The organism is Trichocoleus sp. DQ-A1 (genome assembly GCF_039961955.1).
Taxonomy (GTDB): domain Bacteria; phylum Cyanobacteriota; class Cyanobacteriia; order Cyanobacteriales; family FACHB-T130; genus FACHB-T130.
The window spans coordinates 68528-85595 of the sequence record NZ_JAMPKE010000015.1 but is presented as its reverse complement, the minus strand read 5'-3'; the positions used below and the strand labels follow the sequence as shown (position 1 = coordinate 85595).

The following is a 17068-nucleotide window of genomic DNA, read 5'->3' as shown; positions in this document are numbered from 1 at the left end:
TTCTTATAGGGCTTTCGCATTTAGGCGAACATTTCTGTCACACACCCTGATTTTGAACCCGAAGGCTTCGCCCTCAATCTAGCCGTGGGAAGGGCGAAGCCTTCGGAGCAACTATTGTTACAGCAAGCGTTTTTTCGCTGGAATGCGAAAGCCCCTACAATCATCAGGATGCTGTAGCGCGGTCGATTTGGGCAACTTCTCGATCTGACAGCTTGACATCGACAGCACGCACAGAGTCTTCAATGCTGGAAACTTTACTTGCGCCGGGAATAGGCACAATGGCTGGAGATTTTGCCCGCAGCCATGCTAGGACAATATTGTAGACAGAAACGCTTTTTTCTTGGGCAAGTTGCGCGATCGCATCAATATCTTCCAGTTTGCCCACGCGACGGCTACCACCCAACGGACTCCAAGGTAAAAACGTTAGTTGTTCCTTTTCGCAATACTCCAGCACTCCGTCCTCTTCCGGCTGACGATTCCAAGGATTGTACTGATTTTGTACAGAGACAATCTCAACCACATCACGGGCGCGTTTAATTTGCTCTACTGAAAAGTTAGAGACGCCGACAAACCGGATCATCCCTTGTTCTAGAGCTTCTTTGGCTGGTTTGAGCGACTCTTCAATCGTGTAATCTGTATCGGGTGCGTGGTATTGCCAAATATCTATCGGCTTTCCCCCCAAAGTCTCAAAGCTGATCCGAATTGTCTCTCGTAGATGCTTGGGGTTGCCGTTGCGCGTCCAGCTACCGTTAGGGCGCATCAGTCCGCCCTTAGTGGCAACCAGAACATTACTCTTATCACCTGAATAAGAGGAAAGCGCCTTACTAATTAAGCCTTCGTTGTGGTGCTTATCTGATTCATCTTTGCAGTAGGAATCAGCTGTATCAATCAGCGTCACGCCCAAATCGAGGGCGTGATGGATGACTTTGATGGATTCTGATTCTGGGGGTCTGCTACTTAAAGACATCGGCATTCCACCCAGTGCGATCGCGCTGATTTTGACACCTGTATGTCCGAGTTCTTTCGTTTCCATTGTTTGATTTTGCTTTCGTCTTCTACCCCTTCAATTGATTGAAGATTGCCGGATGGAAATCGTCTGTCTGACGGTTAGTTCTCAACAAGCGATCGCAAATTCTGTTGGTCAACACCTTGCAAGGACACAGCATTAGCGTGTCCATACGTCTAAAAGGGCAATTCTAACTCGACGCACTCGTATAAAATCGCAGTGCAAACCGCCAGAAAACCCGCGAAGCGAATAATAGCGCCAACGCCAGAATTCCCGCACTCACTATCCAACCCACCTCGACGCGCCCCAGCATCGCCTCCGCTGGGATAGTCGTTAAAAACGCTACTGGCACTATGAAAGTAAAGAAAAAACGGTAAGCAGCGGGATAAGCAACCATTGGGTATCGCCCAGCTTCTAAAAAGCCTCTGAGTACCTCAGTGACGTTGTAGATTTTCACAAACCAGATGCTAGTCGCCCCCAGCATAAACCACAGGCTGTACAGAATTGCGAAACCGAATAGTAGCGGTATCGTACTTAAGAAATAGTCGCTGATTCTTAAACCCAACCGCGCCCCAGCATAGCCAATCAGCACCCCTCCAAAGACTAAATCTGGCAGTCCCCAAGGAGAAAAGGCGCGGGTAGAAAGCCAAAATTGGCTGCTGATTGGCTTCAGCAGCACAAAGTCTAATGTCCCTTGCTGAACCTGATCGACAATCCGGTTTAAATTAGGCACCAAAAAGCTATTAGAAAAGCCTTGCAGGATCGTAAAAACTCCTAGCACAACCAAAGCTTCCTCCCATTTCCACCCTTCAAAGGTGTAACCATTGCGGTAAAACAAGGACAACCCAAACATACTACCGGCTAGGTTTCCCAAACTACTGAGTGCTGCTAGAACAAAATTAACCCGGTATTCAAGTTCAGCAGCGATCGCTGTACTCCAAAATAGCTTTAGTACCCGTAGATATCGTTGCATCTTCTCAAGGTTGCAAGGTGTGCCAATTTGAAAGTAACGCGATTTGCGGATAGCAACACGGCGAAAGCGATCGCGTCTTTAAATCCCCCTTTTCTGACGCGGATCGTCGCTGGGAGGATGCCAGCCGCCTTGCACCCAAAACCGACGAGATTTCTGAATAAAACCATCATTATGAAACTCATCATTAAAATCAAGTCGATTGCAAGTAGCTCTACCTGTAGGTGTAATACCTAAAATTTTTATACCGTCTGCTGTCCAGATAAAATGTTCAGCCCACGGTTGCTGACGAGGATTAAATAAGGGTATTTCTTCTTGAGTTTCTGTGTCAATTCCTACTATAAAATTATAACGACGCTCATTACAGCGACGGCAAGCTAAAGCTAAATTTTCAATCTCATCAGACCCTCCCAAAGACTGCGGGAACAAATGCTCTATGGTGAGTAGAGATGTACTCAAAAATTCAGGAGAATGGCAATACTCGCACAAATATTTTGCTCGTTGCCGTACCAACTGCTGGAGCTTATTTGAAATCGTCACGGTTGAGCAGCAATTTGGGCATTGATGTAGGTAAAAATCATGTCTAATTCTCCTATACCCTCCAGTTCAGCAGCTTCTTCTGGCGTGAGAAAATCAGCCTTTTTTTTCTCCAAAAGTTCTTCCATCCGGGACTGGAGTTCTTCTGTGAACTTGAAAAGATTCATATTCTCTACTTTTTCAACTCGGATGCCAGTCGTTAGCCAAGAAGAGGGTCTAATTACTACTGGGGTCATGGCATTCTCACAGTCGATTTAGTTCTAGTGTACTATTAAGCGCGATCGCGCCTTCACACTTCATATCTATGAGCGATGAATAGTTAGGGATGCGATCGCTGTACTCTAAAATAGCTTTAGTACCCATAGATATCGTTGCATCTTCTCAAGGTTGCAAGGTGTGCCAATTTGAAAGTAACGCGATTTGCGGATAGCAACACGGCGAAAGCGATCGCACTCTTCCCCTCTTTCTTCCTACGCCCCCATCCCCGAATATTGTTTCAATCCCCGCCGCCACATCCAACGATTCCAGACAAAAAACAGCAAACACCAACCGAACATTGCCAACAAACCCCGCCCTAAATCCACTGGCAACCCTACCAACAAGGCCGCCGGGAAATGCACCAGATAGGGAAATGGCGTCCACAGCACCACCTCACGCACCGCTGGCGGAAAAACTTCTAGGGGTGCCACAACGCCAGAAAGAAACAGATACAGCAAAAACCAGAATTGCTCGATGGCGCTAGCGCGTTCCGTCCAAAAAGCAAACAGAGCAAACGTGTATTGGATGAGAAAGCGGAGCGTGAAGGCGATCGCTAACACCCCGAAAAATAATAAAATTGTCCCCACACTCGGCAACCAAAGAGCCTTCGGGTAGAGAGTGAAAAACAAGATTATCAATCCCGCAATGAACGGTAAACGGGCAAGGCGTTCGGAAAGATGAGAAGCGACATGATGCCACACCGGGTCTAAGGGTTGCAGCAGTCGAGAAGACAACGTCCCTTGTACCACCTGCTTCTCAAATTCCCAAATCACCCAAACAACCGTAAACTGCCTAACCAGAAAAGCTGCAATGAAATACCGGGCAAAATCTACTGGCGACAGTCCAAATTGTCCACCTTGCGATGCTGCTTCCATCCAAATCCCCATCAAGATGAAGGGCACAGAACCTGATAACGCCCACAAAAATAACTCTGCCCGATACTCCACCATATGAGCGTAATAAGCTATCAGCAAAGTTTTGGCGGTTCTAATTGCTGAACTCATACAACGACTCCCGCCCGAAACACCTGACCGATGACTTCTTCAATCGGCGGGTCAGTCACTGCCAAATCCAATACATCCATTTCTGCCAAAATTTTAGCGACTGTGCGTGTCAGTGCCTCCCGCCGCACCAGCAATCGCACTACTTGACCTTCTACCGCTTTGATTTCACCATAAGACTTTAAAGATGCCAAACTTCCCCTTTCTACATCATCTTTCGGTAGCGGATGCGCCAACTCTACTTTCACCTCGCGGTAGGGGGCAAAGCGGTCTAGGAGTCCATCCAAACTACCATCATAAATTAGCTGACCTTGATGAATCAGTAGCACCCGCTGACACAAAGCCGTGATATCTGCCATGTAGTGGCTGGTTAAGAGAATCGTCGCTCCATAGAGCTGATTGTACTCCCGCAAAAATTCCCGCACCCCCACCTGAGCATTGATATCCAGCCCCAGCGTCGGCTCATCCAAAAACAGTACCTTGGGCTGGTGGAGGAGAGCGGCTAGCAACTCAGCCTTCATTCGTTCCCCTAAAGAAAGCTTCCGCACCGGCTGATTTAGCTTGCCTTGCAGTGAAAGCATCTCCGTCAGCTCCCCCACCATCCGCCGAAACTCTTTGTCGGAGATGTTATAAACAGCGGCGTTTATCCTCAGCGAGTCCATCGCTGGCAAGTCCCAGAGCAACTGCTGCTTTTGCCCCATCACTAGCGTAATTTGTTTTAAAAAGGACGCCTGACGCTGGAAAGGAACCTGTCCCGCCACTCTTACATTCCCTGCGGAGGGATGGATTAACCCCGTGAGCATCTTCAGAGTCGTCGTTTTTCCCGCGCCATTGGCACCTAAAAACCCCACGACTTCCCCCGGTTCAATCTCGAAGGAAACCTCTTGAACCGCCTTCACCTCGCGGTAGGTGCGGCGCAGAAAGTGCTGTAATGTCCCCTTAAGTCCGGGTTCTTTGACCGCCACTGGGTAGACTTTGCTCAGTTTCTCAGCCGAGACAATAGGCATTGCAATTAGCTTTTTCTATAAATCTAACTTGATACTCTAAAAAGCGGCTGGATGTCCCTATCCAATGGCAAGACTTAAACAGGTATCCTAGATTACTCTCGATTCCAGACCGAGCTTTTCCAATCTCAAGGTATTTACGTTTTTGTCTATCTACGCCATAAACTGCAATGGGCAGTTTGCCGATGGCTGGGGGTTTCAGATGGATGATATCATCGAAATAGGGCAGAGGTATCCCCTGCCCCAGTAGATAGCGCCGCTTCTCGTTAACTTACGGACTATGCATAAACTCGACCGTTGAGATAATAGTCTCGCGTACCCTTAGCGTTGATAGCTTCTCCCAATCGATTTAAAGCATGAACGTAAGCCGCTGTTCGCATCGAAATCGCTAGTTCCTGGGAAATTGACCAAATTTTCTCAGTTTCTTCGACCATTTTTTCCATTAAACGTTGATTGACTTCTTTGAGCGTCCAATAAAGTCCGCTGCGATTTTGTACCCATTCAAAGTAGCTGACTGTAACACCGCCCGCATTAACTAAAATATCGGGAAAGACGTAAATTCCTCGTTCTTCCAAAATTCTGTCAGCCGCCGAACTAACTGGACCGTTGGCGACTTCAAAGATATATTTTGCTTTGATATCCTTGACATTCGCCTCATTAATTTGATTTTCTAAAGCGGCGGGAATCAAGACATCCACATCTAAAGCTAAAAGTTCCTCGTTGCTGATGACTTCGTGTTCATCCATGTGGCAAACGGTGTCTTGGCAGTAGAGGGCTTTAATACCTTTGCTGGAGACTTTATATTGCCGAATACTGGGAATATCTAAACCTTTTTTGGAATAGACACCACCTTGGGAATCGCTAACCGCAACAACTTTATATCCGGCTTTGTAGAGTAATTCTGCTATCTCTGCACCAGCATTCCCAAATCCTTGAACGGCTACTGTTGTCTCTTGAGGGAGTCGGTCAACTTTGCTCATGATGCTTTCAATCACAAAGAAAGCACCCATAGCGGTAGCCGTATCTCTGCCTAAACTACCCCCCATTGTTAACGGTTTGCCAGTGACAACGGCTGGGGTAATTTGACGGCGGATAATACTGTATTGATCCATCATCCAACCCATAATCATGGGATTGGTGTATACGTCGGGTGCTGGAATATCTATGTCAGGGCCAATAAAGTCTGCGATCGCATCGACATATCCTCGACTCAGCCTTTCTAACTCCATCTTCGAGAGTTCTTTGGGATTCAGCGTAATTCCCCCTTTCGCTCCGCCAAACGGTAAATTTAACACCGCACACTTAAAAGTCATCCAAAAGGCTAAGGATTGCACTTCATCCATTGAAACATTGGGGTGATAGCGTACCCCTCCTTTAGTCGGGCCTCTGGTATCATCGTAACGGACACGATAGCCCTGAAAAATCCTCAAAGTGCCGTTATCCATCCGGACAGGAATTGAAACGGCTAAGCTGGCTTTTGGATATTTTAAGTGTTCGGCTGCATCGTCGGAAATAGAAACAAATTTTAGGGCTTGTTCTAATCTTTGGCTAGCATCAGCAAATAATGAGTCTGACATCCCACGATTCCTCCTGTTGCACGATCAAGCTGGTATGCAAATACAAATTTCACTTTAAGAAAAGCAGAATGGTGCAAATTAAGCTAATTCTTGAGGATTGGAAGTGAAAAAGTTAACTGGTATGCAGCATAACCAATTACCCATTACAAACCCTACAAGTAATGTTTAATTACACCACCTGTTTCAGTAGATTCTCGCAATAGAAAACGATTGCTTTGGCTAGGGTTCTTAATTAAGTAGGCAAAAACCGAACCCTCTCTAAACCTATTTTTCAATAGGGAATTTTGCGAGTTGCTCATCGTCGAGTTTCTCAGCAAAGTGAGGATTTTTTGTTTATTTTTACCGACTTAATAAGTGTGCGCGTCGCACGTATTGCAATTAATTTTCTTTCTTGGAAGACGCTTAACTTTCCCTACCAACATTAAAACACAAAAAAAACTGTATTATATGTAACATTTTAAGAATAAGCGACACAATTCCGGTTTAAGTAGAGCTTAGGACGGCGGGGGAGGGGGGATGACCCATCAGCGCGATCGCTGTTTATGAAATATCTTGGAAATTAGTGGCAAGCTCTCTAAAGCAGTGTGAAACTGTAAACAGAGGAAATAATTCTCGTCTGCCCTGATGTCAAGCAATCAGTTCTTGTGTCGGCTGAATTCTTATGATTGAAATCTTAGCCGCACTCTCTGCATCTGCGGCGGCAGGAATGAGAGTAGCTCTTCCCTTGCTGGTAATTGGTCTATTGCATAGTACCAATCTCTGGTCAAGCGTGCCCCTATTGTCGCGCTTTCCTCCTCCTGTCGTTTTAGGAGTGCTAACCAGCTGGTCGTTATTTGAGCTGTTCGCCTCGAAAAAGCTGTTGGGTCAGCGCGTACTGCAACTGATCCAGCTACTTTTCAGCCCAATTGTCGGAGCGATTATGGGCGTTGCCGTTGCCCAAATTGCTGGCGCTTCCACTGGCCTTCTCTGGATAGTTGCTGTGGTGGGCAGCTTATTAGCGTTCGTCCTCCAGCTAGTTCAGGTCGGCTGGTTCTACCGCTTGCGGCGTCTACCGCTGTGGGTCGTCTTTTTGCAAGATGTTCTGTGCGTTGTCTTGGTGGTCTTCGCCTTCGATGCGCCCAAGCATGGAGGACTCATCGCCTTACTTTTGTTGTGGCTGGCTATTCGCAGCTCTAAGGAATGGTATCGCTGGTATCGAGGACAAAAACGCTCTAGGGGACACTATCAGCAACCCGACTAAAGGAAAGCAAAAGTAAAAAGGCAAAAGAAAGGATTGTTTGTTTTTAGTTTGGCTTTTTTACTTTTTTATTTTATTTTTAGTTTTTACATTAGCCCAACAAAGTGTAGAGGGCCGCGACCGCTAATTAACTCGATTACTAAGGCAAGAAAGCCAAGCATTGCCAGCCGTCCGTTCCAGACTTCTGCTGCTGTGGTCATGCCCCACTCCCAGCGCTCTTGGGGATACATTTTGACTTTCTTCTTGAGCTGTGTGACTTGGGATAGCTTCAAGCTGGGGGCGTCGAGAGCATCAATTACCAAAGTCGCCATTGCTTCAATAAAGCGGGGATGAGTATCTAGTGCTGGCACGCGGCGGAAGTCGTGGATGCCAGATTCTTCTGCCAGTTCGCGGTACTCAATGTCAATTTCTTGTAGGGTTTCAATATGCTCGGAGACAAAGCTAATCGGTACAACCAACAAATTTTCGACTCCCTTGGCTCCCAGTTCTTTTAGAGCGTCTTCGGTATAGGGTTTAAGCCACTCGACTGGCCCGACTCGACTTTGATAAGCCAAGGTGTGGGAATTAGGTCGATTGAGGGTCTGCATAATTAGAGCGGTGCAGTCCTCAATTTCTCTTTGATAGGGATCTCCGGCTTCTTCAACGTAGCTCACAGGAACACCGTGAGCGCTGAAAAAGAGATGAACTTGGTCGGGATTGGGAAATTGGTCCAGTTCTTGGGTAATCAACTCAGCCATTGCTTGTAGGTAGCTGGGTTGGTGATACCAGGAGGGAATGACGGTGTATTCGATTCGGCTCAGTGCTGGGTCTTCCTGCCACAGTCTTTCTAAAAGGCGGAAGCTGGAACCGCTGGTGCTGATGGAAAATTGAGGATAGAGGGGCAGAATTACCAGGTGTTCTATGGCGTCGCGTTTGATGCGAGCGATCGCTTCTTCTGTAAAGGGATACCAGTAACGCATCCCAATGTAAATATTCGCTTCTTGTCCTTGTTGCTGCAATTTTGCCTGAAGCGCTTCTGCTTGGGCTTCTGTAATCCGCCGCAGTGGGGAGCCGCCCCCGATTTCCCGATAGTTTTCTTGCGATTTTTTGGTTCTTAAGGTGGAAATCAGCCACGCTAAGGGTTTCTGTAGCCCAGAAAAGGGTATGCGAATAATCTCTGGGTCGGAAAACAGATTAAACAGAAAAGGCCCAACATCCTCTAAATCATCCGGCCCACCCAGATTTAGTAGCAAAACTCCTACACGACCCATAGCGGTTACAGTTTCCAAATCTTTCATTTTCGTTACTGATTTTAACAATAATATTCTTTTAAAGGTTCGGGTCTGCAATAAGAGATACAGATTTTAACTACGGGTAGAGTAGTGGCTACTATTTTAAGTACTTGGAGTTATCAACACCAGTGGCTGTATGATGCGATCGCTCGTTTAGCTGCTGTGAGTGTAGGCGGGGAAGCAAGATTTCGTCAACTACCTTTGCAAGGGTTAACGATCGATTCAGAAACGTGCTGCTATGCATGAAATGGAACCCGATCGATTGCGGCAAATTCTCCAAGAAGTCTACCGGGTACTAAAACCGGAAGGTATCTTTGCCTTAGTCGATTTTCATCGTCCCACAAATCCGCTATTTTGGCCTCCAATCTCCCTATTTTTGTGGCTGTTTGAAACAGAAACCGCTTGGCAGCTGTTAAAGACGGATTTGGCTGGGTTGTTGCAGGAGATTGGGTTTAATCTGGTGGAAGAACCGACTCTCCATGCAGGTGGAAGTTTGCAGGTGATTCACGCCCAGAAATAAACCACTCCAGAACGCACCAGAAACAGAGCTAGGGGGAAGCAGCGCGTCTACTCTGCATTCCCAGATACACGAATTAGCTGCAAATGAGACGCCTTCTCTTGCCTCACAAGCGGCTAATCGCCACCAGAAAATCAAGGAAATATATTACAGATGAAAAGCGAAACAATTGAGCTGTTGTCAAACCGGGAGTTGGATAAAATGCGTCAGGCTGGACGCTTGGCGGCTGAACTCCTCAACCATCTAGAACCGATGGTCAAGCCAGGAGTCAGTACCCTAGAAATCAACGATGAAGCTGAACGCTGGACTTTGGCTCACAAAGCGAAAAGCGCCCCGCTGGGCTACAAGGGATTTCCCAAGTCTCTTTGCACCAGTATCAATGAGGTGGTCTGTCACGGCATCCCCAGCGCTAAACAGGTTCTCAAAGAAGGAGACATCATTAACATTGATGTGACGCCGCTGGTGGATGGCTACCACGGCGATACCTCTAAGACGTTTTTTGTCGGGAAGCCCTCACCCATCGCGAAAAAGTTGGTTGAGGTGACGCTGGAGTGCCTAAACAGAGGAATTGCTGAAGTCAAGCCGGGGGCGCGGATTGGCGATATTGGGGCAGTGATTCAAGAGTACGCTGAAGGAGAAGGTTTTTCTGTGGTGCGGAACTTCGCGGGACACGGTGTTCACCGCATTTTCCATACTGCACCAGAGATCCTCCATTATGGTAGACGCGGAACCGGGAAGCGTCTGAGACCAGGCATGGTTTTTACGATTGAACCGATGATTAATGAGGGAACTTGGGAAGTCGAGCTTCTCGACGATGGGTGGACGGCTGTCACACTCGATCGCAAGCTCTCCGCCCAGTTTGAGCATACGGTGGCTGTTACTGAGGAAGGCGTCGAAATCCTTACCCAAGCTTAAGATTAGCGGTTCCCCGATCAAAGGTTGCTTTGTCGGTATCGAGAAATTGCTGGGAATTTATCAGGAGCGTAGATGCACCAGGTTTTGGTTAAAAAATCTAAAATTGTTTGGCTTCTACCCAATTCTTCGCCGCAGTACCTTTGGGAGGATAAATTCATGGAAATCCCTGAGGTGAAAGCATCCCCCGGCTTATAGCCGTGGGGAGTTTCAACGGCGTTGTTTTTGTAATTCAGCAACTTGTGCTTCTAGTTTGTTGATACGCTGCTTGAGTTCGATTACCAGAGTGGCTAGGCGGTCAAACATGGGGTCTGCTGAGGCGGGTCGATTGCCTCTAGGGGCGATAGGAGGCGCTGGTTTCGTTGAGCCGGTTCTTCCAGAGGGGGACTGGTTCTGTCCTTGTAACTGCGACTGTAGCTGATTTATTTGCGATCGCAATTGATAAGTTTCGGATTCCAATCTAGAAATCCGCGATTCTAAGTAAGATGACTCTTGCGCCAGTGTTTGTTTGGGCAGCAAGGCGATTCCCAACATGATGGCAAGGCAAAGCAACTCCATTTTTCTGAACATACATTATCGATCCTCCTAGGGAGGACAATGCGTGTGTTGGTAATTTCATGGGGCACTCAGCGATCGCTTTCACCAAGCGATCGCCCTAAATTAAATCAGAACAAGCAGGCTGTGTGGGTGTATCGATTGATTCAGGCGCTTGGACTTTCGTCTTTCTAATTTTTGATTTTTTGCTTTGCGTCCAGCTACAGATATCACGGGCTAGCTGTTTCCCATTGACTGCACAGTTAGAAGCTTTTTTGGTAAACTCTTCTACCGATGTAGTCGGGTCGCCCGGTCGAGATTTCACAAGACCATGAGCGCATTCATTCCGGTCGTAGCTCCAGAGCCTCACAGCATCAATCAAATCTTCCCTAGTTTTATACGGAACTTTCTCATCCCGCCTTTTCCATTCCTGAATCAATCTTCCTAGGAAAGTTTCTTTATTTGTAAACTGATGAGTTTCACCGGATTCTTTCAGTCTAACAACTAAGTAACTGAGAAGCCGATCTGAAATGATGCTTTCCGCAATCATAATTGATTCCAGGAAAAACTCTTTTTGAATTGCCTCTTCCATGCGCTCAAAGGCAAACTTATAGGATTGAAATTTGATGATATTTTTGGTTGTTTTAGTTTTCATCCTATTAACCTTTGCGAGAGTCCGCAGTATGGCACCCACAACAGATCGGTCAAATTCCTCAAAAGTCAGGTTGTGTACTCAGCGTTAATCTTCACATAGTCATAACTCAAGTCGCAGCCCCAGGCGACACCAGAACCCGAACCATTCCCGATGCTCAGCGCGATCGCAACAGTCTGATCTTTGAAGTTGGTAGGTGAGGCGGGGCGACCAAATGCAACAGGTTGACCGGACTCTACTTGCATTAAGTCATTGCTGGAATCAGTGCTGAGTAACTCTTTTGCCGACGCCGCCGCCGCTTGTTTTAAATAAGCACTCGCCGCCGCCCGATCGAAGGGCAACGGTTGACCATTTTCCATCAATAAGAAGTCCCCTAGCTGAATGCGGAGATGTTCTTGATCGAACAGCACTCCGGAACGACCCGCCGCTGCTGCAATTCTTCCCCAGTTTGGATCGTGCCCAAACACGGCTGACTTAACTAAGGATGAACCGACAACCGTTTTGGCAACCTGACGGGCAGCTTTTTCATCCGATGCGCCGGTAACTTGCACTTCAATTAAGCAGGTAGCCCCTTCGCCATCACGGGCGATCGCTTTCGCTAAATATTGGCAAACTTCAGTCAGCATCGCCTCTAATTTCTCGGCGTCTGGTCCCATCTCGGTAATCGCTGGGGTGCGAGATTCCCCATTTGCTAAGGCGATCAGCGTATCGTTGGTACTGGTATCGCCATCTACGGTAATTTGGTTAAAACTTTGGTCAGCGGCTCGACTCACCATTTTTTGCCAGAGAGAAGGAGCAACCGCCGCATCGCAAGTGACAAAAGCTAGCATCGTCGCCATGTTGGGATGAATCATCCCAGATCCCTTTGCCATACCGCCGATTCGCACCGGGCGATCGCCAAAAGTGGTCTCTAGGGCAATCGATTTGGTCACTAAGTCGGTGGTGACGATCGCTTGGGCGGCTGCATCGCCGCCGGTTTCAGAAGCAGCGGCGACCAATTTAGGAATCCCATCCCGCAGGGCATCCATCTTAATTCGTTGCCCAATAACGCCCGTAGATGCCAACAAGATAGAGTCAGAGGAGATATTCAGTATTTGAGCCAACATCTGAGCGCTTTCAATCGCGTCGATCCAACCTTGGGAACCCGTAGCGGCGTTGGCTTGCCCAGCATTGCAGAGAATTGCGTGGGCGCTGTGTTTGGTAGAGAGGTGCTGACGGCAATAATCGACACAAGCGGCGCGTACTTGACTGGTGGTGAAAACGCCTGCTGCGATCGCTTCTACCTCTGAATAAATTAGCGCTAAATCCGGTAAGCCTGAAGGCTTTAGTCCGGCGGCGATTCCAGCCGCCCGATACCCTCTAGGAGCCGTTACTCCACCACTAATGATTTGCCAGTTTGTCATCACTCCCCCTGAAAGATAAATGATGCAAATTTTAGCAATTCTCAGGGCTGCGGTGAGTGTTACTGAGTCATAAATTAAATTGGACGCGATCGCGTACAGCCCTTTGGGCATGAAAATAGCAAAGCGAGGCGTTAGCCTAGCGCCCAAAAAGTCAATTTGCTTTGTGGATGCTTTCTACAGTTCACGCCCCCTTCTACGCGAGCAATTGGGGAGAAGCGATCGCGTCCCCAACAGCGCTGTCTGGTTTCGGAAGTTGGCGACTGGCACAGGTTTTCGCGGATCGGATTGCTAAAAATGGTGGTGAGTCTTTTAGGCTTGTAAGAACTAATCGTCCATCAGGCGAGGAGCATCTTATCTCAAGCAAGCGGAACTTCAGAAGCAATCGCTTGACCTTAATATCCTCTAATCTGTAAGCCTTAATACTTCAATTCTTCACCCGATAATGAAGCAATAAGACACCAGTTGCATAGATTTTGCTGTCCGTGAGTTCTAAAGCGGTTTGCTTGATGACTCCAGAAAAAAGTGGAATGCCCGAACCGAATAGTACCGGACTCAACTTCAGGATGATCTCGTCAATCAAGTTTTCGCCAAGAAGCATTGTCGCTAAATCCGCGCCACCGCAAAGGTAGATGTCTTTGCCGGTTTCATTTTTCAATTTCCTGACCAATTCAGTAATATTGTCCGAAACGAGTTCAACATTCTCATCGGGGCTTTCCTTCATCGTCCGCGAGAAAACGTACTGCTTCATCGCTGGATAAGGATTAGTCACGCCGAGCTTTAGCCCGAACTCGTATGTCCTGCGTCCCATTAAAACGACATCAAACTGCTTGAGCGATTCGAGATAATCGGTTATGTGTTCGCCTTCCGAAGGAAAACCATCAATTGTGTGGTCTTCGTGGGCAATAAACCCATCAATGGTGCAAGCTACGTAATATTTTAGTTTTCGCATACAGCAATTCTGGTTTGGATGCAGTCCAGTTTTACCCCACCCCGGCTATTCCCTGCAAGCAAAGAGAGAGTTGGGGACGAGGTTTCGAGCTGCAAGACTCTCCAAAACTCTTGAAACCTTTGAAAAGCCGTTCGTTAGGCTTGTGTGGGAGCGAAACCCAACCACAACCTGGCTGCTCGCTTCACATCGTAATCTACCAAGATCACTAGTCTGCTTGGTGTGTTAGGCGGAAATAGAAGATGAATTTAGCTCTCCCGACAGGCTAGAGGGATCAATACATTCAGCATCAGCGATCGCCTCAAGTTGAGGAAATTTGATAAACCTGATTAAATCGGTTAAATAAGCAAAACTTAATTAGGCTGTTTATTCGGTCGAGCGATGACATCCAAGGAAATTTCTATGATTACCATTGGATTTTTCATTAACAAGTCTGCCTGATGTATGCAATTTGAGCGATCGCGCTGCCTTGAATTAGGTTTTAGGTCAAATTCAGGAGTTTAGATAATCACCCGTTAATCAGCCTATTGGTTTAGCTGATTATGGCGTCTAATCTAAAGAAAAAATTTATAAATACCATTGAAGATTCCACTGATAAGTAACGCTTTTTAGCTAGGCGCTCACTAATCAAGGTGATATATTTACCTTTAACGCAGAGGAAAAGCAGCGTTACCTGACGCAAAGAAGCTAGCGCGACCAACCTCAGCAAATTTTTCAAAAGCTAATTGTCGTAAATCTATCACTAGGTTCGCGACTTGGTTGTAGCAAACAACCGTCAATTTTAGTGCATTAAACCTTTGACCCTTCTAGGAAATCGGTTTGGTATGCCTCTAATTGGCATGGCTTTTGCGTTCAAAAAGCGTTCTTTTAATTAAGATAGCTCTTCCGTTCAAAATACTAAACCAGATTGTAGGAAGGAGACTTTATGAGCGAATTTTCTAAACTTTCACGCCGCAAATTTATCCTAACTGCTGGAGCATCCGCAATGGGGTCTTTATTGCTCAAAGGCTGTTTAGGAAATCCCCCGGAATTCAGCAACAGAACGCAAGCACAGACAACGCCTGCCGCTAACATTAGCCCAGAACAAGCACCGGAAACTAATAAAGTAAAACTAGGATATATCCCAATTGTAGAAGCAGCTCCTTTTATTATTGCTCAAGAAAAAGGCTTCTTTGCCAAGTATGGCATGACTGGAGTTGAGCTTTCCAAGCAAGCTTCCTGGGGTTCTATGCGGGATAACACCGAAATAGGTTCAGCGGGTGGCGGCGTTGATGGTGGTCAATATCAGATGCCAATGCCGCATCTCATTACTGAAGGTTTAATCACCAAAGGTAATCAGAAAATTCCCATGTACGTGCTGGCTCAGTTGATTACTCATGGAAATGGAATCGCGATTGCTAGCAAGCATCTCGGAAAAGGTCTTGAGTTAAAAATGGACAAAGCGACGGCATTTTTTGACGGACTCAAATCCGCAAAAACTCCTTTTACCGCTGCTTATACTTTTTCACAAGTTAATCAGGATTTCTGGATTCGCTACTGGTTAGCAGGAAACGGCATCGATCCAGATACGGAAGTTAAATTAATTCCCGTACCCTCTGCTCAAACTGTTGCCAATATGAAGACGGGAACGATGGATGCTTTCAGTACAGGCGACCCCTGGCCTTATCGAATTGTTAAAGATAAGATTGGCTTCATTTCAGCATTGACAGCGGAAATTTGGAAGTGCCACCCAGAAGAATACTTTGCTATGAAAGCAGAGTGGGTTGACAAGAATCCCAAAGCTACCAAAGCACTTTTGAAAGGTCTGATGGAAGCGCAGCAGTGGTTAGATAATTTTGACAACCGGAAAGAAGCCGCTGAAATCCTTGGCGAACGAAATTATTTTAATCTTCCATCCGAAATTTTAGCCGAACCATTTCAGGGGAAATATGACATGGGCGATGGTCGTGTCATTGATGATAAATCAATGGCATCTCTTTACTGGAAAGATGAAAAAGGAAGTGTTTCTTATCCTTATAAGAGCCACGATCTTTGGTTTATCACAGAAAGCGTCCGCTGGGGATTTTTGCCTGAATCTGCATTGGCAAATGCTAAAGCCCTTATTGATAAAGTCAATCGGGAAGACATTTGGCGAGAAGCTGCCAAAGAAGCCGGAATTTCTGCTGCCGACATTCCTACAAGTACGTCTCGTGGCGTTGAAGAATTTTTTGATGGTGTCAAGTTTGACCCAGAGAATCCCACAGCTTACCTGCAACAACTGAAAATCAAAAAGGTGAAAGCTTAGTCGGTTGTCGGCAGTTAGTTGATAACAAACAACGGACAACAGACAGCAACCAATAGACCAACAACCCCTTAGTCAATTAGTAAAGTTTAGGAGAACACTGTCCATGACAACGCTACAAAGACGCCCTGCAACTGCTTCCCAGAACACCTGGTTATCCCGCCTGAACAAACAATTTCCTGACCTGATACCGCCAATTATTGCGATCGCTATCTTCCTCGGCGCGTGGCAGCTGTTTTCTTGGACTCCAGGTGCAACGCTACCAGGGCCAATACAGGTTGTCAAAGATACTTGGATACTAATTTTCTGGCCTTTTTATGACCGAGGCGGTACGGACAAAGGTTTGTTTTGGCAGATTCTCGCTAGTTTACAACGAGTCGCTATTAGTTACTCCTTAGCAGCGATTATTGGTATTGCCTTGGGCATCTTGATTGGTACAAATAAAATGATGTCCAAAGCTTTAGATCCCATCTTCCAGTTATTGCGAACCGTACCGCCTCTAGCTTGGGTGCCAATTTCTTTGGCAGCATTGCGCCAAAACGAACCAGCCGCCCTTTTCGTAATTTTTATCACCGCTATTTGGCCTATCTTGATTAATACAGCGGTAGGAGTGAAGCAAATCCCCCAAGATTACAACAACGTCGCCAAAGTTTTGCAGCTTTCACGGAAAGAATACTTCTTCAATATTCTCATTCCTGCTGCTTTACCCTACATTTTCACAGGTTTGAGAATTGCAATCGGTTTGGCTTGGTTGGCAATTATCGCAGCAGAAATTGTGATGTCCGGGATTGTCGGGATTGGCTTCTTTATCTGGGAAGCTTATCAGAATAACGCAGTTAGCGAAGTTATCTTGGCTTTAATCTACATCGGTGTTGTTGGTCTGCTGCTAGATAAAGCGATGGGTTGGATCGAAACGCGGATTTTACCCGAAGGACAGAAGTAGGGACTGGGTAATGGGTAAA

The 17068-nt window shown here is 46.6% G+C and carries 16 protein-coding genes and 1 pseudogene; 5 read left to right on the top strand and 12 right to left on the bottom strand.

Going from position 1 to position 17068, the window contains the following annotated elements:
• Positions 1-163: 163 nt before the first annotated feature.
• The 7 genes from NDI33_RS16030 to NDI33_RS16000 form a co-directional block, all read right to left on the bottom strand.
• Entirely contained in the window at positions 164-1033 is an 870-nt protein-coding gene (locus tag NDI33_RS16030) for an aldo/keto reductase (RefSeq protein ID WP_190675358.1), read from the bottom strand.
• Positions 1034-1196: 163 nt separating this feature from the next.
• Positions 1197-1979: an ABC transporter permease gene (locus NDI33_RS16025; RefSeq protein WP_190410112.1), complete on the bottom strand. Its 783-nt coding sequence runs from the start codon at positions 1977-1979 to the stop codon at positions 1197-1199.
• Positions 1980-2057: 78 nt separating this feature from the next.
• Entirely contained in the window at positions 2058-2516 is a 459-nt protein-coding gene (locus tag NDI33_RS16020) for an HNH endonuclease (RefSeq protein WP_190675356.1), read from the bottom strand.
• Positions 2513-2749: a hypothetical protein gene (locus NDI33_RS16015; RefSeq protein WP_190675354.1), complete on the bottom strand. Its 237-nt coding sequence runs from the start codon at positions 2747-2749 to the stop codon at positions 2513-2515. Before NDI33_RS16015 ends, NDI33_RS16020 begins: the two co-directional genes overlap by 4 nt.
• A gap of 234 nt (positions 2750-2983) precedes the next feature.
• Positions 2984-3775 carry an ABC-2 family transporter protein gene (locus NDI33_RS16010; RefSeq protein WP_190430495.1) on the bottom strand — a complete coding sequence of 264 codons (792 nt, stop codon included), beginning with the start codon at positions 3773-3775 and terminating at the stop codon, positions 2984-2986.
• Complete coding sequence (locus tag NDI33_RS16005; RefSeq protein ID WP_190675353.1) at positions 3772-4779, bottom strand: ATP-binding cassette domain-containing protein; 1008 nt, start codon at positions 4777-4779, stop codon at positions 3772-3774. Before NDI33_RS16005 ends, NDI33_RS16010 begins: the two co-directional genes overlap by 4 nt.
• A 275-nt stretch (positions 4780-5054) precedes the next feature.
• Positions 5055-6353 (bottom strand): Glu/Leu/Phe/Val dehydrogenase, encoded by a 1299-nt coding sequence (locus NDI33_RS16000; protein ID WP_190675350.1) that lies wholly within the window; start codon positions 6351-6353, stop codon positions 5055-5057.
• A gap of 661 nt (positions 6354-7014) precedes the next feature.
• Between NDI33_RS16000 and NDI33_RS15995 the strand changes: the two genes are divergently transcribed.
• On the top strand, positions 7015-7593 hold the full coding sequence (locus tag NDI33_RS15995) for a DUF4126 domain-containing protein (RefSeq protein WP_190410108.1): 579 nt from the start codon (positions 7015-7017) through the stop codon (positions 7591-7593).
• Positions 7594-7676: 83 nt separating this feature from the next.
• On the opposite strand, the gene hemH is transcribed toward NDI33_RS15995, so the two are convergent.
• Positions 7677-8840, bottom strand: coding sequence for a ferrochelatase (hemH, locus tag NDI33_RS15990; RefSeq protein WP_190675413.1), 1164 nt, complete (start codon positions 8838-8840; stop codon positions 7677-7679).
• Positions 8841-8951: 111 nt separating this feature from the next.
• Here hemH and NDI33_RS15985 point away from each other — a divergent pair.
• Positions 8952-9381 (top strand): annotated as a pseudogene (locus NDI33_RS15985) (methyltransferase domain-containing protein).
• Between the two features lie 150 nt (positions 9382-9531).
• On the top strand, positions 9532-10293 hold the full coding sequence (map, locus tag NDI33_RS15980; protein ID WP_190675348.1) for a type I methionyl aminopeptidase: 762 nt from the start codon (positions 9532-9534) through the stop codon (positions 10291-10293).
• Positions 10294-10500: 207 nt separating this feature from the next.
• Here the strand turns inward: map and NDI33_RS15975 are convergent, their stop codons facing one another.
• From NDI33_RS15975 to NDI33_RS15960, 4 genes are all read right to left on the bottom strand, one after another.
• Positions 10501-10860 carry a hypothetical protein gene (locus NDI33_RS15975; RefSeq protein WP_190410106.1) on the bottom strand — a complete coding sequence of 120 codons (360 nt, stop codon included), beginning with the start codon at positions 10858-10860 and terminating at the stop codon, positions 10501-10503.
• A gap of 85 nt (positions 10861-10945) precedes the next feature.
• Positions 10946-11479 (bottom strand): hypothetical protein, encoded by a 534-nt coding sequence (locus tag NDI33_RS15970; protein WP_190675346.1) that lies wholly within the window; start codon positions 11477-11479, stop codon positions 10946-10948.
• Between the two features lie 65 nt (positions 11480-11544).
• The gene (gene argJ / locus NDI33_RS15965) at positions 11545-12879 is read right to left on the bottom strand and encodes a bifunctional ornithine acetyltransferase/N-acetylglutamate synthase (protein WP_190675411.1); all 1335 of its coding nucleotides are present in this window, start codon (positions 12877-12879) and stop codon (positions 11545-11547) included.
• A 424-nt stretch (positions 12880-13303) separates the two neighbouring features.
• Positions 13304-13828, bottom strand: a complete 525-nt coding sequence (locus NDI33_RS15960; protein ID WP_190410103.1) for a dihydrofolate reductase family protein — start codon at positions 13826-13828, stop codon at positions 13304-13306.
• A 922-nt stretch (positions 13829-14750) separates the two neighbouring features.
• Here NDI33_RS15960 and NDI33_RS15955 point away from each other — a divergent pair.
• Together NDI33_RS15955 and ntrB are read left to right on the top strand one after the other, a co-directional pair.
• Positions 14751-16109, top strand: coding sequence for a CmpA/NrtA family ABC transporter substrate-binding protein (locus tag NDI33_RS15955; RefSeq protein ID WP_190410102.1), 1359 nt, complete (start codon positions 14751-14753; stop codon positions 16107-16109).
• A gap of 103 nt (positions 16110-16212) precedes the next feature.
• Complete coding sequence (gene ntrB / locus NDI33_RS15950; RefSeq protein WP_190410101.1) at positions 16213-17049, top strand: nitrate ABC transporter permease; 837 nt, start codon at positions 16213-16215, stop codon at positions 17047-17049.
• Positions 17050-17068 lie beyond the last annotated feature (19 nt).